Genomic DNA, 18,927 nt, shown 5'->3' on the forward strand with positions numbered 1-18,927 from the left:
TGGAAGCTGGAGTTCGGCGCTTACGGATGGGCCGGGTCGGGAGCAGGGGCGAGCAGACGGGTGAGCATGCGCCGGAGAGGTTCGTACAGGGCATGGGCGATGAACTGCTCCTCCGCGCTCTTCGTGTCGCCCTCGAAGTACGGGTCCAGCACGTCGAGGACGCTGTGCAGCAGGCTGGACTTGGGGGTGTCGGCCTGCGGTGGTACGGCCCCGCGGTTCGGGGCGAAGGCGGCGTCGACGAAGACCACCCTGGCCGGTACGCCGCCGCGCACCAGCCGCCCGATCACCTGCCACATCAGGACCAACATGTCCCAAGTGACCTGCTCCCGCGTCTCTTCGCCGAGGTGGCTCCAAGCCATCGAGCGGGCGAGCACCTTGTACCAGCGCGAACGAGCGAGGCGGCGGACCTCGTCGGCACCTTCCTCGACGGTGGCCTGTCCCTGTACCCAGGTGTCGAAGTCACCGCCGGTGACGGCGCGGACGATCCAGTCGTTGACGGCGTGGACGGCCAGGGACAGGTCCTCGGGGTGCGGATTGGGCCGGGCCAGGAAGTAGACCGTGCCGATGGCCGCCTCGTCGTCGTCGTTGAGGATGTTGTGGCCCCGCTCCACGGCCAGCAGGGGCGCCACGAGGATGTTCGCGTCGAGGTCCTTCAGGTGCTCGACGTCGCCCCGGCGCAGTGACCGGGCGCGGTAGGCGGACGGCGCCTCGTCCTCCAGGGCGATCTCCTCGTCGTCTGAGACCAGGCACAGCACGCTGTCGTGCCAGCGGGAGTTGAGGTTGTGCAGGGTATCGGCCACGATGCGAGCCTCGGCATAGCTGCCCACCAGCAGGAGGATCTGGTCGCGCTTGCCTGGACGAAGGGAGAGCAACTCGCGCTCCAGCGGACCTCCTTCGGGGGCGTCGTACTCCCCCGCCGCGCCGAGGTGGGTGGCGATGCGGCGCAGCTTCTCGGGGCGGTCGTCCGGGTGCGTTCCGGAGAGGCGCAGCTTCTCGTCACCGTCGTCGATGAACTCGAAGCGCATCAGGCTCTCGTTCGCGATGCGTTCGGTCACCTCGGCCGGCGGCTCGATGATCACACCGACCGGGACGCAGACGTGGTAGCGGCTGGACGCGCCCGCCCAGCTGCTGCCGGACATGAGCAGCAGATGGGCGCCGGGCCTGCCGTCGACGGAGGCCAGGTGAGGCATGGCACGCAGCAGCTCACGTCCGACGCCGCTGCAGCGGAAGAAGGTCAGCTCGCCGCTGCGCACTCCTCCCTTGTCCTCGCCCGGGACCCGGAACTGGAAGCCGAGTACGTTGCCCATCGGGGCCTCGGGCACCATCGGGCCGTAGTCGAGCGGCCGACGGTACATCGTGTTGTAGCCCAGGCTGAGGGCGGCCTCGACGCGGGGCCACATGGCGTTGATCATGGCGAGCCGGGGCTCCAGGGCGCTGAGCAGCAGCGTGAACTCGAAGCGTTCGGCGAGCTCCTGGTGCCACTGCTCGGGGGTCTGGGGCGGTGGCTTGGGCTTCCGGCGGCGGCCTCGCCCCTTCTGCCGTTCCTCCTCCTCGCGCTGCCACTCGTCGTACTTCTCCTTGTACTTCTGCTGCCGGGCGGCCATGTACCGCGGGTCGATGTGGAAGACCTCGTCCATGACCTCGGCCAGGTGGCGCCGGGTGTTCTCCGGGTTGCCGGTGTGGAGCAGTTCGTTGAGGAGGGCGGTCAGCTCGCTGAAGTCCTCCTCCGTCCTGCGGCGGCGGTCGCCGAAGGGGTTGTCGCGAAAGGCGTCGAGAAGCTTGCCGAGAGCCTGTCTGGGGACCTGGTTCCGGTGTTCCGGCCCGCTGTCGTCGGGGAGTTCGTAGCGTTCGTCGAGCAGTCCGAGCTGCAGCGTCCAAGCGCTGAAGTAGCCCGTCCGCACCCACCTGCGCAGGTCGTACCTGGCGACGAGCATCGCGTACAGCCGGTCGGTGGCCGATCCGGCGGTGTTGAGGGCGGCGGCGAAGGTCTCCACGTCCCGTTCGGAGAGCTGGGTGCGCCCGCTGGCCGCGAGCTCCCGGATCTTGTGTCGGCTCAGTTGGTCGATGAGCCCCTTGTCCTCGTCGCTGGCGAGGACGACGGCGGGTGCGAAGGTCTGGTCGAGCTGCATCTGCACACGGTCGGCCTCGTCGATGATGACGAGGTCGCTGCGGCGGCAGGCGAGTTCGAGGTAGCGGATGCGCTCGCCGTTCTGGGGGCTGGGCGGCTCGGCGTCGATCAGTCCGGCCGGCGTGGCCACCCAGATCAGGGCGCCGACCAAGGTGCGGGCTCCGTGGTGCCGGGGGCAGACGGACCAGTACGGGCAACTCGTCGCGTTCTTCTGCCATTCGGAGGCCCAGCCGCCACCTTTGTCGCGCCTGGGGTCCGACGGTGGCCGGAGCCGGGAGCAGGGTGCCTCACCGAAGGCGAGCGGCTCGGTGGACGAAGTGGCGCCCTGCCGTCTGACGTTGAGCACGCAGGAGGTCCCGAGGTAGGCGAAGGCAGGGTCGTCGTGGGCGAGCAGACGGTGCTCGCCCCGGCCCGCCAGCCGACGGTGCAGCCGCTGGGCGTGCCGCTCCCGGCCGGAGGACCCGAGCACGGGTGCGGCGGCGCCGTCGGTGTAGAGACCGTAGAGCCGGACGAGCTTCAGCACCTCCGCGACGTCGGTGACCACGATGGTGGTGCGCCTGCCGAGCTTGGCGAGATGGACGGCGATGATGTCGCGCAGCGTGCTCTTGCCCGCGCCAACGATGCCGAGCAGGTGCTGGATCCCGTCGACCGTGAACGTGAAGTCCTCGTCCTTGCCGGCTTTGTGGAATGTGCCGTTCTCCTTGGTGGACAGGTCAAAGTCCCGCAGCCGCTTCAGCCAGCGCGGCGGCCTTCCCTCGCCGACACGGGCGTGCGTGGCGTCCATCTCCGCCGCGGTGCGCTCCAGGCTCTTCCTGGTGAAGACCAGGGGCTCTCCGGCGCCAGCCGGTTCCAGGTCCATGTCGTGGGCTACGAGGGGGGTGTGGGGGACGGACGGCAGGTCGACGACGGCCAGGGTGCGGCTGACGGGGAAGGCGTGTGGGCCCTGGCCCGCGACCGGCATGCGTTTGCCCGCCAGCGGCGGTGCGGCACGCAGCAGTTGCTCGTAGACGGGGAAGCGGTCTCCGGCGACGGAGAGTTCGCGGCGGGTGGAGGGCGACTCGGTGTCCGGTACGTCGTAGCCGCGCACTCTGGGCTCGAACAGCTGGTAGGTCTCCAGCGCCTCGCGCCAGGTACGGCCCCTGCGCAGGGTCCACAGCGAGTACCGGGCGACACGCAGCGTCCGCGCGGTGTCCGGCGGCAACTGCGCTCCGTGCGCCTCGGCGAACCCGTATCCGCTGAAGAGTACCCAGGCACTGCCCGCGGGGCTGCCCGGCATCAGCTTCTGCTGGAGGTACAGGCCGAGTTCCACCTGGCAGAGGTCTTCCAGGGCGGGCTTGCGGACGGCCGGCCCAAGGAACACTTGGAGGGCGCGGAGTACGTCGGTCAGCGGCGGGGTGATGCTACGCATCGTTCTTCTCCTCTCTCCGAGCCCGACCCAGGTCGGGCACGAGGTCCACGGGTGTGGTGAGCACCAGCCGGTCCCGCAGAAGCGCGGGAAGGGCGTCGGTGAAGGCCCCCCGGTAGCCGTCCCGTCCGGCGAGGGCGTCCGGGATCACGACGAGGGTGCGGTCCGCGAGGGGCGCGCTGTCGGTGAGATGTGCGGCGAGGAGGGCCGGCTGCAGTCGGTCGTACACGTGGATGTCGACGATTCCGGGACCGGAGTCCCTCAACCGGTAGGCGGACAGCGGCCCCGACAGGGGCTCATGGTCCATCCCGGCGCGATTCAGCGCGTCCAGGGCGGCCTCTTCGGCCCGGTGCGGCAGCGCGAGGAACGTCCGCAGTGAACGCCGCAGGATCCACGTCTGGTCCGGCTCGCGGATCAGTTCCGGAGGGTCGTCGCGCGGGCATTCCTCCCCCTCGCACCAGATGTCCGTGTCGGTGGCGGACGACACGGGTACGGGTACGGCCCGGTCCCTGGGCAGCGCGGGGAGCCCGCACGAGGGACAGCGCAGGAAGTCGCCGTCGACAAGCAGGGATTCGGGCAGCGGCCCGTAGAGGTTCTTGACGCGGCTCCAGACGGCCTTGCTCCAGCCGGGCTTGAAGCGGTCCTGCCGGTGGACCACCGGGTGGCGGGCCAGGAAGTTCCGGCACTGCCGGTAGCGCTCGCCCGTTCCGCACCGCGCTTCCAGGTCGCCCAGAAGCGCGCGAGCATGCGCCGCCACGCCCCCGTCCGGCCCGTGCGAGGCGACTTCGAGGCACGACCGCGTCGGCATCCGGCCGACCGGGTGTACCAGCGTCGCGCCCGGGGTGACCAGGGAGGCGGGAACCGCGAAGAGCGGATCGCCCGCCGGCTTGGTCCGGCACCACTCCCACAGCTCCGGAAGGCTCCTCGGCGGTGTCTCCCCGACGTCGAGGCAGTGCATCACCGTGCGGTCCAGCGCATGCTGGGCGAGGCCGGGATAGGGCAGGGCGAACGAGCGCAGGCCCTGAACCTCGGCGAGGGCAGCCACCATGCGGGCAAGCTCGCGGAAGAGTTCGCTGCCCGCGCCCTCAGATTCCTCCCCGGTGTCCGGCCGGTCGGCCCGGCGGGCCGCCCCCGCCCTCATGCCGTGGCCTCGGTGGCGGCCGACACCGAGCACCAGCGGGCCACTTCGCACCGCTGGCAGGAGCGTCCGGGCACCGCCGTGTAGCGGTCGTCCCCGTGCCAGTCGGCCACCATCGTCCGCAGGACTCCCTCAGCCTCGGTCCGGTTGGCGGAGGCGAAGGGGTCGATGATCTCCAGGTCGGCACCGCCGGGGCGGAGCACCTCAAGCTCGACCCGGGCACGGGACGGAGCGCCGCCCAGGTCACCGCGGCCGATCAGCACGACCGCCAGGGCCAGTTGAGGGTAGAGCTCCAGCAGGGGACGGTTGGACCGCCGATCGGTGGCGGAGGTCTTGGTCTCGCGCCACACCCATGAGCCGGCGTCCCGGTAGAGCAGATCGGGTGCGGCGATCACCACCACGTCGGCGACGGTGTCGTGCCGCACCACCCTGGGTTCGGTCCGCACGTCCGTCCCGTCCCCGACGCACCGCAGCGGGCAGACCGCGGCGTGCCGCCGCAACAGGATTGCGCCGAGGGTGCGTTCGCGGTCGGGCAGGTCGAATCCGTCCGGCACCCACTCCTCGGGAACCTCGACCGTGCACGGTCGAGGCGATCCGTGGCCATGCCGGTCGGCGAGGTAGGCGTGCAGCGCCCGACCGCGCTCGGCCGTCACCTCGCGCTCGACGGAGTCCGCCGTGGGCAGGTGCAGCCGACGCATGTGGTCGCGGGCCGGGCAGGCCCGGTAGTTGCGCCCGTTGGTCACCGACCAGGTACGTCGGGGCCGGTTCGGCGACTCGATGCCCAGCAGTCCGGGCGCCGCGCGCAGCGCCGGGCAGACCGACAGGTAGGGACATCCGCCGCACGCGGAGCCAGGGCGGTATTCCCGTCCGTCCAGTACGCCGGCCAGGGCGTCGGGGCCGTGCTCGCGGTACCGGGCGAGCGCCTGCTCCCGACTGCCGGCGAAAAGCTCCCGGGTACGGCCGTCGAACAGCGCAAACTCCACGATCCGTACATGCTCCGACTGCGGCCCGGGGGTGCCCTCGGCCAGCACCAGGGCGACGGCGGCGACGAACCCGTCGGGCGGCAGCTCCCGGTTCAGGCGGTGCACGGGCAGACGGAGTTCACGGTAGGCACCGTCGGCGGAGGCCAGGCAGCGGCCCCACACGGTGAAGCGGTACTCCTGGGCGTTCCGCGAGTCGGGGCCGGACGGCCGGTAGCGGTACGTCCACGGCTCGGGAACCTCGTTCAGGGGGCGTTCCGGGTCGGCGGGGAAGGCCGCCTCGTACGCCTTCACACCATGGTCCGACCATGTCCTCAGGCCGTCATGCAAGGGCGCGGTACGCGTCCGGGGCAGGCCCCCGGGGGGCCGGAAGCGGGCGTCGCAGGCGGCCATGAAGGGGCCGAGAGTGAAGTTCTCCAACCGCTCGCGGCGGCGCGGTACGGGGTCGGCAGTGTGGTAGCCGCGGGTCTTGAGAGCGTCAGCGGCAGGGCACCGGAATGCGCCTCCTTTGAACATGCCGGCGGATACCGTGATGACTTCGGAGGTACGTGTCACCCCGTCGGGGGGCAGCCACGGCTGTGACATTTTCTGCTCCATTTCTGTACGGACGAAAGAAAAGAAGGGTGGCCATGCGGGAGATCGAGGAGATCGGCAATGTGGAGAAGCGCTACGAAGTGCTGGACAAGGTCGGTGACGGTGGCCAAGGCGACCTCTTCCTCAGCCGTGACCGCAGGAGCGGGGAGAGAGTGGCGCTGAAGCTCCAGAAGGCCCGGGACCTCGGCCCCGAGAGCGTTTTCTACTCGGCCGGAAACCACCTCCTCGAAGAGGGCTCCCGCATGATGATGCTGACGGGAATTCAGGCGATTCCAGAAATCATCGCCACCGGGACGCACCGAGGGCGCCGATGCCTGGTCATGGAATTCGTTGAAGGACTCCAATTGCAGGACGTGCTGTTGGCGGCCCGACCCGTCAGGCATCCTGAGGTAGTCGCGTCCGTCATCGGCCAACTGTGCGAAATTCTGCGGGAAGTGCACGACCGGAATCTGGTGCACTGCGACCTCAAACCCGAGAACGTCATCGTGCAACCGGACGGCCGTCTCCGGCTCATCGACATGGGCCTCGCGATCGCGGCGGGCGAGGAGACACTTTTCGAGCGCGGCACGCGCGGCTGGGCCTCCCCCGAGCAGTCCGACGCGTGCCCCTCGGGGCTGACGCGGCGGGCGGACATCTTCGGGCTCGGCTGCATCCTGTTGGAGATGACCGTCATGCGGCTCCCCTACGGCGGACTGGAGGAGCGGGCGGAACCGGGCGGCCCGGTGCTGCCGCCCGACAAACTCGCCGAGCTCCCCCCGGAGTTCGCCTCCCTCGCGCTGTGGATGGTCCGGTGGGAGGCGGAGGAGCGCCCGGCGGATGTCCGTGAGGTGTTCGACCGACTCCGCCCGTATCTGCCCCGACTAGGCTCGCGGCGTCCGTCGAGGCGGCTGCGTCCCGACCCGACCGAGTACTACCGCACGCATCCGCCTCGGCTGTGACGGTGATCCGGAGGTCGCCGGCCGGGCGGGTCACCTCAACCCTTCCAGCAACTCCCGGACCTCGCGCACGCCTTCGCCGCCCATCAGTTCGCGCAGCACGATGACTCTCTCCAACTCCCGTACCGCTGTGTCGGTTTCACCGGCGGACACCAGGACGTCCGCGAAGAGCATCCGCGTCTTGTCCTCGTTGGGCCAGTTCTCCTGTTCGCGGTAGATGTCGCAGGCCCGCCGGTACAGGGAGATGGCCTCGTCCCGCTCGGCGCGGGCCAGGTGCACCTTGGCCAGGGTGAACAACACGTCGGCCAGGCCGCTGCGCTCCACCGTGCGCTCGACCACGCCCAGGGCGTCGGCGCACCGACGGAGCGCCTGCGCGTGCTCGCCCCGGTCGTGGTGAAGCGCGCCGAGGGCGTTGAGAGCGGCGGCCTCCCCGACCGGGTCGGACACCTCCCGGCACAACTCCAGTGCCTGGCACAGCGCTTCCTCCGCCCCCGTCCGGTCGCCCTGCTTGCGCAGGGTGATCCCGAGCCGGTGCAGCGAACGGGCAAGACTGAGCCGGCCCGCCTCACTGTGGTCCTCCTTGCTGAGCCGGACGGCACGGTGCAGGTGGCCCACGGCCGTGTCGTACTCGCCGAACCGCCACTGTGTCCCTGCCAGCATCCGGTGGACCATGGCGCAATCGACCGGGGCGGCGGCGGATTCGGCGGCGTCGACGGCGTGCAGGAGGTTCCTCCGCGCGTCGCCGAGGAGGTGCCGGCGCCACTGATAGGTGACCAGGGCCATCGAAAGCAGCCATGTGTACCGTTCGATGCCCTGGCCGATGGCTAATCGGACGCCTCGCTGAACAGCGGCGTACTCCTCGTCCAGGTACGCCATCGCCTGCCCCGGTTCCGCGGGGTCGGTGACCGTGACCCCGTCGGGCTCGCCGATGGGCAGGGCGCGCTCGCGGTCGAGCACCCAGTCGCAGGCGCGGACGTTGTGCAGCTGGTGTTCCAGCACCTGCCGTACGGTCGCCCGCTCGATGTCCGTCGTCTCTCCGTCGCCCACCGGCCGCGCGTGCCGGCGGGCGAAGGCCCGCACGAGGTCGTGCAGCCCGTACCGGTCGCCCTGGCGCTCAACCAGGTTCGCCGCCACGAGCTCCATCAAGGCCCGGTCGGTGCGCGCCCCTTCGCCCGCCGCCCTTCCCAGGTCCATCACCGCCTCCCAGGAGGCGGTCGGCCCGGGGTGGACGGCGAGCTGCCACAGCAGCAGCCGGGCCTCCGCACCGAGCACGCGTACGGAGCAGTTCAGTGCTGCACGGACCGACAGTTCGTGCTCCGGCAGGTGCAGGGTGTCCAGTCTCGCCCGCTCCCGCTCCTCCTTCATGTCCCGCACCAGGGCCGGGAGGGTACGCAGCGGACGCGCACCGCCTTCCAGGAGTCGAGCCACCACGGTGAGCGCCAACGGCAGCCGTCCGCAGAGGCGGACCAGCTCACTGAAAGCCTGTGCGTGCTTCGCCCGGTCCTCGACCGACACCTTCTCTTGGAGCACCTCCAGGGCGTCCGCCTCTTGCAGCGGCTCCATCTTGCGGAACAGCACCTTTCTCTCGGACTGCAGGCGCAACAGGTCGTTGCGGCTGGTGATGATCACGGCGCAGGTGCCGTCTCCGGGGAGCAGCGGCAGCACCTGCTGTGCGTTGAGCGCGTCGTCCAGGACGATGAGTACCGAGCGGTGGGCCAGTGCCGACCGCAGCGCGTTGCTCTTGCTCTCCGGTCCGGTCACCGTGGTGTACGGCGGCAGCGCGGCCAGGAACCCGTCCAAAACCTCGTCTGGTTCGGCGGGCCGCGCGTCCCCGTCGGCGAACCCGTTCAGTTCGGCGCGGAGCACTCCGTCGGGGAACCGCTCCCGAAGCTGACGGGCGAGGTGGTTGGCCACCGTGCTCTTCCCGACACCCGCCATGCCGCTGATGAGGACCAAGGCCAGGTTGCCGGCGTCCTGTTCGTCGCACACGGCCGCCACGAGGCCGCGGATCAGTTCGTCCTGCCCGACCGGCCTGCGACTGCTGCCGGGCAACTGGTCTGGGACGGGCGGCAGGAGCGTCCCGCCGGACCGGTGGGCGACTCCCCGGACCTGGTCGAAGGCGCTCCGCAAGTCGGTGTCCGGCTTTCCGTTGCGCCTCGTCCACTCCTGGATGAGCCGTTCACGTCGGCGCTCCGCCAGGTCGTCGTGGGCGAGCAGGTAGAATCGGAAGACCTGGGGCAGTTCCGGTGCGCGCTCGAACCACTTCTCCGTCTCCTCACGGAGCCACTTCTCCTCCCTCGATTTGTAGGCGGCGTCCATCCGGGCGTGCACCGCGGCCATCAACTCGGCCCGCAGCGCCTCCCGGCGCAGTTGGAAGCCGCTCTCGGTCAGCCCGCGCAGCGGATCACCGCCGTCCCACTCCTCCAGGGCCGCGCCGAGCAACTCGAACCCCTCCGGATGGTTCAGCCCTTCGGCCCTCGCCACCCGGTCGCGGAAGCGGAGCAGGTCGACGCCGCCCTCCGGCGCGCGGAGCGTGCAGTAACCCGACTTGCCACCATGGGGCACGGCCTCCGGGCCCAGTCGCCTCCGCAGGTCGGAGACAGCACGGTCCACCAGGCCGCGGGTGTTCTCCTCGCCCTCCCAGAGGACTTCGGCGATCTCCTTCCTGGTGCATCGGCAGCCCGTTGATGTCGCCAGAAGCGCAAACAGCCCGGCTGCCTTCGAACCTGCGCAGACCCTTCCGCCGCCGTCCCCTTCGGCTCTCACCGGGCCCAGCACATACCCCTCCATCGCCCTTCCCCTCTCCGCACCGGAAGCAGTGGTCCGGGCCCCGCGACGGCGCCCCCTTCATCTGTACGTTGCGATGTGCCGCTTCACACGCACGTACTCCTTCACGCCCCCATGCCTCAGTTTTCCCTCAGTTTCCGCTCCGCGGCCTCCTCCCGTCCCCGGGCACGATGGCACCAGCCGCTCACAGAAAAGCGAGACGGCAGCGTAGTCATCCATCGACCCATCAGGAAGGAACCACAGGCCCTATGAACAACCGTCAGCGAAACCGCCGGGCGAGCCGTCTGCGCCAGTCCCCCGACTGGCCGCCGACCCGGCGCCGGCGAGCGGCCGACCGGACCGAGGGCACCACGCCAGCGACCCCGCGCGCCGAAGCGCCGGACGACTCTCCCTCCGAGACCGCCTGAGTTCCACAGCTCATGGGTGGGTGCCCGTCCCGGGCGGGCACCCACCCACTGCGGCCCCACCCCTCTGAACTACTCCGACCGGCGAGCTCACGGCCTTTCCGCACTGTCACACGCTCGTGGTCGAAGGCGGCGAATCCCGGTCGACAAGACCGACACCGGCGGCTCTCAGCCCGTCCAGTACATCGACATCTCCAGCGCCTTCAGCATCTTCGGCACCTTCAGCTTAGAGAGAGGACATTTACTGATGTATCCACTATCCAGCAGTATGTTCGCCTCGGTGAGGCGGCACTTCGACGACCCCCGGGTCGGCGACTCGATCCTCGTGACCGTTCCCTCAGACATCGAGGGGGCGGAGCCGGTCCGGCTGACCGCTGTCGAGACGTACGAAGCCTTGTACGGGCCGGGCTCCGACCCCCAGTTCGCCGCCGCGGTCTGGAAGGAGGTACTCAGCACCGCGCTGAGTGACCTCGCTCCACACGGCACCGGGAAGCTCCTAGCGATCTGGCTGGCCCTGCCCCGGTTGACCGGGACTGTCCACCGCGTCTGCACGCGCCTGCACGCCGATCGGTCGGACGTGGAGGCCGAGATGATCCTGGCCCTCTTGGAGGAACTAGCGGCTCCGGACGCCTCGAGCCGCCTCTCCGACTCGTCCCTGATCCACGCCGCGCGCACCAGGGCGTGGTGCTTCGCCCGCGACGGCCTGCGGGAGCTCCCCTCCACCCATGTCGAGCGCATCGCCCAGGATCGCGCGCTCAGCGCGTCCGACGGGGAGGCGGACGCTCCGGCCGAGGAGTGCCTGGACGTGCGGGTCGACCGTCCGGACGGCCCGGACGGGCTGCGCGCCCCGCTGCGCTTCCGGGTGCGCCAGGAGCATCTGCGCAAGGGTGCCCTCGCCGACACCGACGACGGGACGAGGGACCGTTCGACGCACCACGCCCCCCGGAAGAACCGACGATCCAAGCGCCGCGCGGACACCCGGCCGGTCCGCCCTGCGGGGAGGCGAGCATGAAGGACCCGGTAGAGGGCCGACTCAGCTTCTCCGAGATGTTCGACCTGCCCGTGACAGTGGACCTGCGGACGGCGTGCCGAGCGTTCGGGATCGGTTCGACAACCGCGTACCGGCTGATCCGCGAGGGCGAGTTCCCCTGCTCCATCCGCCGCGTCGGACGCAGGTACAGGATTCCGACCAACGAGCTGATGCGTGCCCTGGGGATCGAGGACCGTCCGCTGTACAGCGTGGACCTGAAACTGGACACGAACGGCCCGAGCACCGACTTCTGACAAGGAGATGGGCCTCGCGTCCCCACCACCGTGCGGCCCTGTGGCTGATGCCAAGGGGCTGCACGGCCTTGCCTCTCCACACACCGCCCGGTCCGTCACTTGATGGCGCCTGCCGAGTCGCCCCGCCCGGGTGATCGTGCGCCATGGCAAAGTCGCATGGTTGACCTGAGGTGAGACCTCAGCGCCAGCTGTGACACAGGGTTCGGGTCCCCTACGCGGAGGAAGACGTCCGTTTATTCACCGAAGATCGAAGGCAAGGCGGTCGTATCCTCAGTCCCGGGGACGCGCAATGAGTCGAGAACGAGGACTCCACAGAGCATGAGCAGCAGGCCGATAGGCACGACGCATCGTCAGAAGCGGCGTCGAAATGACTCCTCGCCGCCCCCGCGATGATCGCGCCAGCGAACCCTCCATCCAGCATGCTCGCCACAGAACCGCAGAGCAGAGACGCGTGTCCGTCCCGTGACAGGCTCCACGTCATGCACTCCGGGAAACAGGTCGATACCCCCGTGCCACACTTGGACAGCCGAGGAAAACTGCAGCTCAGACGCCCTATTCGGTAGGTTCCAGCGCCGCCACGCACTCCACGTGGTGCGTCATCGGGAAGGCATCGACCGACCCGCACCACACACCCGTTCAGTTCTTCGACACCAGATTCCGACGGACGAGTCGGGGGTGCATGCCCGGACGCGTATGCGTCGTGTGCACCGTCAACCGCCTCGCCGGAATCAGGTGCCTGCGAGCGCTACTCGTATTCGCGCAGGAGTTTGTCGATGCGCTGGTTGGCGATCTCCTGCCGCCCATACAGACACTTGGCGTAGGTGGTCATGAGCACCTCGACGCTGTTACCGGCGCGCTCGGCCACCTCGGTCGGGTCGACGCCGGCGTTGAGCCAGGTGGACAGTGCCGAGTGGCGCAGATCGTAAGGGCGGGCCGCGAGCAGAGAACACACCAGATCCGGAGGAAGGCCGAGTTCACGGGCCTCGTGCCAGGCACGGTCGTAGGTACTGGATCCGACGATGCCGCCACGCTCGTTGAAGAACAGCCGCCCGTCGTCCGCGGTGCCAAAGGCATCGATGCTCGCCCGCCAGAGCGCTACCAGTTCGGGCGGCAGGGGTACGGACCGGGCGTCGTCGGCTGGACGGCCCTTGAGACCGCGTTCATCGTGGGCTCTTCCGGTGTCGGTCCATCGCTTGCCCGCCTGCGGCAGTGTGCGGTGCACGGTCACCTGACCCCAGCCCTCAGCGGGGAGCACGCAGTTAGGCAAAGACACCCCGACCGCTTCGGCGGGGCGCAGCCCGGCGTAGTACATCCCGGCGAACAGCCCGACCAACCGCCGTCCACGTGCCCGCCGGTAACCGCCGACGTAGGAGACCGCGCACAGCAGGGAACGCGCCTGGCTAGGGTTGGCGACCACTCGCGGGTCGACCTGGTCGACGGTCTCAGCCACGCTCCACTTGATGGGAGCGAGCGGATCGGCGGGCAACTTGCGCTGCTCGAGGGCGTACCGCACGGCGTTGATCAGAACCTTGTGCTTGTGCCGCTGCGTCTCGGCCGCAGCCACCGCGCCATCCCGATTGAGCCGCAGTGCGGTCAGTAGAGACCGCATCACGACCGGATCCATCAGATCGGCCAGCGGACATGAGGCTCCCGCCACCCAGCGCAGAGCCAGCCGGACATCAGCTGGCATCTGACGCGGCTCCGGGCGCGGGACAACGAACGCCCAACCCCGCATCGCCCGCCGCAGCAGTTCATCGCTCGGACGGCCCCGCACATCCCGGAGCATCGCCCGGGTGATCGCGCACAGCGCGTCGTTGGTCTCGTCCCGGGTCTTCGCCGCAATCAGCGGCCACCTCATCTCCATGTACTCCAGAGCAAAGGCGTACCAGCTGATCCCGGCCGCGCGGCCCTGCGGCAAGCCACGACTGATCCCCGCAGGGGACTCATCCGCAACGCCTTGTCGAGCGGCACGGAGAAGCACAGCGCCCAAGTCATCGGCCAGCGCCCTGACATCCGTCGCACCCATCGTGCGCCGGCCATCCACGGCCCTTCCTTCACGTCTACGGCCGGGGACGCCGCGCGCCCGAGATTTCGAGTTCCTCATGACGTCCACCACCTCCCTGACACGTGAACGTCTTGGATGCCCATATCAAGCCCGGCAGCAACAACGCCCCCTGGAGTCCCGTCGTACGCCCAAACCCAGCTTCGAGCCCGCGTCGGACTGAACCCACGGCGACTGTCTCTACCAGCCCCATCCGACAAGGGAGGATGCACAGTAGGATAGGTAGCATGAGTGAGCCTACCGGCAAGTACTCGATCACCATGCCGCGCGATATCGCCGAAGCCGCCAGGGCCCGCAGTGGCCCCTCCGGACTGTCCGCCTACGTCGCCGCAGCCGTCGCCCGCCAGATCGAGCGGGACAACCTCAACGAACTCATCACGGTCGCGGAAGCCGAACACGGCCCAATCACCGACGCAGAGGTTCAGGCCCTGCGCGACCAACTCCACCAAGCCCGGGAGCAACAGATCCAAGGTGGGGCGAACGCCGCGTGACCCCCTCCTCCGCCGCCCCCGGCGGCACCCTGATCCTCGACAGCGAAGGGCTGGCCAAAGCCGTCCTGCGCGACCGCACAGTCACCGGCTGGCTCGCCCTCGCCCGCGCCGACGACCTGCGGGTAATTACTTCCGCGGCCACCCTCGTGGAAGTGATTCATCCACGGATCAATCGCCCAGCCCTGGAATGGACCCTGTCCCGCCTCGTCATCGAACCGGTCACCGAGCCCATCGCCCGTCACGCCGCCGCCCTCCTCGCCGACGCCGGCCTGCACGGCCACAAGTACGCCATCGACGCCATGCTCAGCGCCACCGCCCTCGCCGCACCCCGCCCCGTCACAATCCTCACCTCCGACCCGGAGGACCTCACTGCGCTGTGCGGCGGAGGCGCCACCGTCATCAAGATCTGATACGTCCACGGGCTGTCTGTCGCTGCTGACGCTTCCGCTCGCACCCGCAGTCGCTCGTCGGTGCCTGCACGTGTAGTAGGCGTAGCGGGTGGCTACACTCTGGGCGGACAGGCAGTAGCGCGGGACGGTTGTGACGCGGTAGGCGGTGCGCCAGCCCGCACCCGCATGGCCCACGGCCGTCGTCGGTATTGCGCTCAGGCGTTCGGACGCTGGACTCGCCCTACGGCGCAGGCGTCGCCTGACGGCGCTTGGCCCGCTCGACCTGGCGCAGCAGCAAGTCGGCAAACTGGATGATCTCCGCCGCCTCAAGTGGGTCGTCGAAGTCGACGGCTGCCTCACCGGAACCGGACTCATCCCCGCCCCACCACGACGACATCACGTTTTCAAAGTCAGTAGGTACGGCTGCTTGTCGACGACCGCCCCGGACTGCGGGCACCGCGTTCCGGCCAGGTTGCAGGGGAAGACAGTGATGCCCTGCTGGGGTGCGGTGATCGCGTAGACCATGAGGTTCAACCGAATCCTCCAACCACCTGATCTTCGAAGGTGAATGCGGTATTGGTAGATGCATGAGCGATTCGTTGCCGACTATGCCTTTCCCTCGCCTGGCCAGCTGCAACTCCGGAACTGACTCCGGGCGCACTTTTCCTGACTGTCACGGCGCAAAGCTGCCAGGTCAAAGATTTTGCCTTGAGCACGCAAGTGATAGCGAATTGCATTCATTCCTATCATCCATCGGGCCGGGTGCAAGGATCGATTTTCGCCACACCAATATTCCCAGTCCAAGACTACAAGAGGTGCTATCCCGACTGAAACAATCCGAGGGAGAAGCACCCCTGATAGGGCGTTGCTCTTTCAATGACGCCCACTTCACCGACGAAGCCGACTTCTCTAGGGTTGCATTCTCCGACCACACTTCATTCGATCGCGCCAAATTCACTGAAGCAGCCCACTTCGATAACGCCACATTCGCCAACCAGTCATCATTCAAGGATGTCGTGGCATTAAGTAAAATTTCCTTTTTTGAGGTCACTTTCACCGAGACACCTTGGTTCAGTAGAGCAACATTTTATGACGACGTTTACTTCACCTGGACCACTTTCCAGGAAGACGTCATGCTCGACAGGGCGACTTTCAAAGAGAAGGTCGACTTCCATAAGGCACGGTTCCAAGATAATGTCCAACTCGGACCGTTCATTGTCGAAAAGTCGCTAGAGATGGAGGAGGTAATCTTCAACTCACCTATGACCCTGCTAACGACAGCACGAGAAGTAAGCCTCCGCGGAAGCCGCTGGTCGTCATTTGGGCAAATTGAACTACGTCACGCCGCTGTCAGCCTCGCAGACTGCGCTCTCGAAGCGCCAGTATCTGTCAGATCCGCCCTCGCTCAATTCGAGTGGGATGGAACCATCCTTGAAGAAGAAGGGTTCTCGAATCTCTTCGGAACATGCATCATAACCGATTTATCCGGCACCGATTGCAGTATGCTCACTCTAGCCGACGTCGAACTGGCACGGTGCCATTTCTCTGGCGCTATTCACCTGGACCAAATTCGCCTCGAAGCTCACTACGGCTTCAACATCCCACCCCAAGTCCGTATGGAATTCTGGCGACTTTCCTACAAGTGGACACAACGCCAAGTTATCGAAGAAGAACGCCAGTGGCGTGCGCTACCCGAAAGAAGTCCTGCTCTCCGGCGAGGGTGGGGCGCGCCACCGGAGCAATTGCACGAAGTCCCCAGCCTTGCCGCCCTTGCCATCATCTACCGGCAACTCCGCAAATCCCGCGAGGACGCAAAAGACGAGCCCGGCGCCGCCGACTTCTACTACGGCGAGATGGAAATGCGCCGCCACAGCAAGGGATGGGGCACGGCGGAACGATGGTTGCTCCAGCTCTACTGGCTGCTGTCCGGCTACGGCCTGCGTGCCTCCCGGGCACTCGGCTGGCTGGCCCTGGCGATACTGACGACCATCCTGCTGATGATGGGCTTCGGCCTCCCGCAGGACTCACCCAGGCAGGAAGCCAGCGGTACGGTGCCGCCCGGTGGCGGGAAGGTCATCTTCGAGATCGACAAGAACGATCCGAAGAACCCGACCCACGACCGGTTCACGACCAAGCGCTTCGACAAGGCGCTCAGCGTCACGCTCAACTCCGTAGTGTTTCGCTCCAGCGGCCAGGACCTGACGACAGCCGGCGGCTACATCGAGATGGCATCCCGATTCTCCGAGCCGGTCCTGCTCGGTCTCGCGGCGCTCGCCATCCGGGGGCGAGTGAAACGGTAAAGGAGCCATCTATCGAGGTCCAAGTCTGGTCCGGCCAGCCGTGTGCCGCCAGCCTGTTGGCCAGCTCCTGCTCCAGCACGAGAAGTGCCAATGACGTCGATCCTGTGGAAGCCAGGGCTCTCGGCCCGTCCTGCAACCAAGCCCAAGCCGGCCGCTGCCATCGCCTGGCAGACCGCACACTACGAAGATCGCGTTCTACAGCTGGAGCATCAGCCCGAGCCATCGCGTCGGATGCGCCGCCGCGGGAGCCAGAGGCAACCCGGCGCATTTCACTTACCCACGCACTCCGGAACATCTCCCTGTTCGAGTGTAGGCGGCACGCTTTACTCCCTACGCTTGCCCGAGGGAATCGTGACCTCCGCCACAGAGGGCGACCGACGAGCATTCACCGACAAGTAGGCCAGAGTGGCCAAACGGGGCATTTCGATCTCGCGGGACATGCGCGGGACGACAGACCTAACATCCCGTCAGGTAAGCCCGTGACCTGCGGAAACAACCGGGAATTATCCGGCCTCCGGAGCCGTGTGCGCAGGTTCGAATCCTGCCGGGGCACTCACCTGCTCGGTATAACTGCAGGTCAGTGTACTTCTTGGGGCAACTCGGTAGCTGAGGGACAGTTAGGTTCTCCTGGCTGGTCCCTCAGCTTTCCCGTATTTGCGCAGGCCGGGGCAGGTCTGGGTTTCTGTGCAGGTGGGTGCCCCTGGAGGCACCCAGGACATGGGAACGCCGAAGGTATGTCCCTCAACATGGCCTTCGTCAGTCTTGTTGCCGAGGTCGAAGTCATCCAGCTTGGTGCCGCTTTCGCCGTATACCCGCAGATGGAACCCCTGAGCTCACCGAGGCGGGCCGACTGCTGACCGGCACCGATCTGCCGGTCGCTGAGTCGATCGCCGGGTCGGCCGACCCGACCCCCATTGCTTCGCCCGCGTATTCCGCCCCGCCCACGGCGTCACCCCGGGCGAGTGGCGCGCATCTCTCGCCTCCACCGGGGCGCAAGGGCCTCGGAGCGTCCGGGTCACCCCTGCTGGGGTTCGCCCAGCGCGAGTCCCGAGTGCCGACGCCAGGCTTCGCCCTCGGGCGTCTCGATGCGGCGGATCGCCGATCTCTACCCGGGCGAGGCGAAGACCGACGCCCGCGACGCGGCCGTGATCGCTGACGCCGCGAGGACGATGCCGCACACCCTGCGCTCGCTGGAACTGACCGCCGAAATCACCGCCGAGCTGACCGTGCTGGTCGGCTTCGACCAGGACCTGGCGGCCGAGGCCACCCGCACCTCCAACCGGATACGCGGCCTGCTCACCCAGTTCCACCCCAGCCTGGAACGGGTGCTCGGGCCGCGTCTGGACCACCCGGCCGTGACCTGGCTGCTGGAACGCTACGGATCGCCGGCCGCCCTGCGAAAGGCCGGTCGTCGCAGGCTGGTTGAAGTCATCCGGCCCAAGGCCCCGCGCATGGCTCAGCGACTGATCGACGAGATCTTCGACGCGCTTGACGAGCAGACCGTCGTCGTCCCCGGGACCGGCACGCTCGACGTCGTGATCCCGTCGCTGGCCCGCTCGCTCGCGGCCGTCCACGAACAGCGACGAGCTCTGGAAACACAGATCGGGCAGCTGCTGGAGGCTCACCCTCTTTCCGCGGTCCTGACCTCGATTCCGGGGGTCGCGGTCAGGACCGCCGCCACTTTGCTGGTCACCGTCGGCGATGGCACCAGCTTCCCCACCGCCGCCCACCTCGCCTCCTACGCCGGCCTGGCACCGACGACGAAGTCGTCGGGGACCTCGATCCATGGCGAACATGCGCCCAGAGGCGGCAACCGGCAGCTCAAGCGGGCGATGTTCCTGTCCGCGTTCGCTGCCCTGCAACGATCCCGCCTCCCGCACCTACTACGACCGCTGCCGGGCCCGAGGGAAGACCCACACCCAGGCACTTCTCCGCCTGGCACGCCAGCGGATCAACGTGCTGTTCGCGATGCTCCGCGACGGCACCTTCTACGAACCCGGAACCCCACGCCTCGCTTGACGAAAGACATA

The 18,927-nt window shown here is 68.0% G+C and carries 12 protein-coding genes, 1 tRNA gene and 1 pseudogene; 8 read left to right on the plus strand and 6 right to left on the minus strand.

Annotated features, from left to right (window positions below):
• Nucleotides 1–20 precede the first annotated feature (20 nt).
• From ABT137_RS32185 to ABT137_RS32195, 3 genes are read right to left on the minus strand one after another with little or no spacing between them, the layout of a single operon-like run.
• Nucleotides 21–3,536, minus strand: coding sequence for a pPIWI_RE_Z domain-containing protein (locus ABT137_RS32185; protein WP_351714629.1), 3,516 nt, complete (start codon nucleotides 3,534–3,536; stop codon nucleotides 21–23).
• Entirely contained in the window at nucleotides 3,529–4,674 is a 1,146-nt protein-coding gene (locus ABT137_RS32190; protein ID WP_351714630.1) for a pPIWI_RE_Y domain-containing protein, read from the minus strand. Before ABT137_RS32190 ends, ABT137_RS32185 begins: the two co-directional genes overlap by 8 nt.
• Nucleotides 4,671–5,945 carry a PD-(D/E)XK nuclease family protein gene (locus tag ABT137_RS32195; protein WP_351714631.1) on the minus strand — a complete coding sequence of 425 codons (1,275 nt, stop codon included), beginning with the start codon at nucleotides 5,943–5,945 and terminating at the stop codon, nucleotides 4,671–4,673. The genes ABT137_RS32190 and ABT137_RS32195 overlap by 4 nt, the downstream gene beginning before the upstream one ends.
• A 335-nt stretch (nucleotides 5,946–6,280) precedes the next feature.
• On the opposite strand from ABT137_RS32195, the gene ABT137_RS32200 reads away from it, so the two are divergent.
• Entirely contained in the window at nucleotides 6,281–7,183 is a 903-nt protein-coding gene (locus tag ABT137_RS32200; RefSeq protein WP_351714632.1) for a serine/threonine protein kinase, read from the plus strand.
• Nucleotides 7,184–7,213: 30 nt separating this feature from the next.
• On the opposite strand, the gene ABT137_RS32205 is transcribed toward ABT137_RS32200, so the two are convergent.
• Nucleotides 7,214–9,793, minus strand: coding sequence for a tetratricopeptide repeat protein (locus ABT137_RS32205; RefSeq protein WP_351714633.1), 2,580 nt, complete (start codon nucleotides 9,791–9,793; stop codon nucleotides 7,214–7,216).
• 858 nt (nucleotides 9,794–10,651) lie between these two features.
• Here ABT137_RS32205 and ABT137_RS32210 point away from each other — a divergent pair.
• Nucleotides 10,652–11,383, plus strand: coding sequence for a hypothetical protein (locus ABT137_RS32210; protein ID WP_351714634.1), 732 nt, complete (start codon nucleotides 10,652–10,654; stop codon nucleotides 11,381–11,383).
• On the plus strand, nucleotides 11,380–11,655 hold the full coding sequence (locus tag ABT137_RS32215; protein ID WP_351714635.1) for a helix-turn-helix domain-containing protein: 276 nt from the start codon (nucleotides 11,380–11,382) through the stop codon (nucleotides 11,653–11,655). Before ABT137_RS32210 ends, ABT137_RS32215 begins: the two co-directional genes overlap by 4 nt.
• A 745-nt stretch (nucleotides 11,656–12,400) precedes the next feature.
• Here ABT137_RS32215 and ABT137_RS32220 read toward each other — a convergent pair.
• A complete protein-coding gene (locus tag ABT137_RS32220; RefSeq protein WP_351714636.1) occupies nucleotides 12,401–13,699 on the minus strand; it encodes a tyrosine-type recombinase/integrase in 1,299 nt (432 codons plus the stop codon).
• A gap of 245 nt (nucleotides 13,700–13,944) precedes the next feature.
• Here ABT137_RS32220 and ABT137_RS32225 point away from each other — a divergent pair, with 245 nt between their 5' ends.
• Nucleotides 13,945–14,208 (plus strand): CopG family transcriptional regulator, encoded by a 264-nt coding sequence (locus ABT137_RS32225; protein WP_351714637.1) that lies wholly within the window; start codon nucleotides 13,945–13,947, stop codon nucleotides 14,206–14,208.
• Nucleotides 14,205–14,618 carry a PIN domain-containing protein gene (locus ABT137_RS32230; protein WP_351144703.1) on the plus strand — a complete coding sequence of 138 codons (414 nt, stop codon included), beginning with the start codon at nucleotides 14,205–14,207 and terminating at the stop codon, nucleotides 14,616–14,618. The genes ABT137_RS32225 and ABT137_RS32230 overlap by 4 nt, the downstream gene beginning before the upstream one ends.
• A gap of 220 nt (nucleotides 14,619–14,838) precedes the next feature.
• On the opposite strand, the gene ABT137_RS32235 is transcribed toward ABT137_RS32230, so the two are convergent.
• Complete coding sequence (locus ABT137_RS32235) at nucleotides 14,839–14,997, minus strand: hypothetical protein (RefSeq protein ID WP_351144702.1); 159 nt, start codon at nucleotides 14,995–14,997, stop codon at nucleotides 14,839–14,841.
• Between the two features lie 415 nt (nucleotides 14,998–15,412).
• On the opposite strand from ABT137_RS32235, the gene ABT137_RS32240 reads away from it, so the two are divergent.
• The 3 genes and pseudogenes from ABT137_RS32240 to ABT137_RS32250 all read left to right on the plus strand — a co-directional run.
• On the plus strand, nucleotides 15,413–16,897 hold the full coding sequence (locus ABT137_RS32240) for a pentapeptide repeat-containing protein (protein WP_351714638.1): 1,485 nt from the start codon (nucleotides 15,413–15,415) through the stop codon (nucleotides 16,895–16,897).
• A 473-nt stretch (nucleotides 16,898–17,370) separates the two neighbouring features.
• A tRNA-OTHER gene (locus ABT137_RS32245) sits at nucleotides 17,371–17,446 on the plus strand.
• 527 nt (nucleotides 17,447–17,973) lie between these two features.
• A pseudogene (locus ABT137_RS32250) lies at nucleotides 17,974–18,916 on the plus strand (IS110 family RNA-guided transposase); the annotation flags it as partial.
• Nucleotides 18,917–18,927 lie beyond the last annotated feature (11 nt).

Source organism: Streptomyces sp. NPDC001980 (assembly GCF_040296885.1).
Lineage (GTDB): Bacteria > Actinomycetota > Actinomycetes > Streptomycetales > Streptomycetaceae > Streptomyces.

Coding starts and splice junctions, on each gene's coding strand:
- ABT137_RS32190 (WP_351714630.1), bottom strand. CDS start 4,674: ATGAGGGCGGGGGCGGCCCGCCGGGCCGACCGGCCGGACACCGGGGAG.
- ABT137_RS32225 (WP_351714637.1), top strand. CDS start 13,945: ATGAGTGAGCCTACCGGCAAGTACTCGATCACCATGCCGCGCGATATC.
- ABT137_RS32185 (WP_351714629.1), bottom strand. CDS start 3,536: ATGCGTAGCATCACCCCGCCGCTGACCGACGTACTCCGCGCCCTCCAA.
- ABT137_RS32200 (WP_351714632.1), top strand. CDS start 6,281: ATGCGGGAGATCGAGGAGATCGGCAATGTGGAGAAGCGCTACGAAGTG.
- ABT137_RS32215 (WP_351714635.1), top strand. CDS start 11,380: ATGAAGGACCCGGTAGAGGGCCGACTCAGCTTCTCCGAGATGTTCGAC.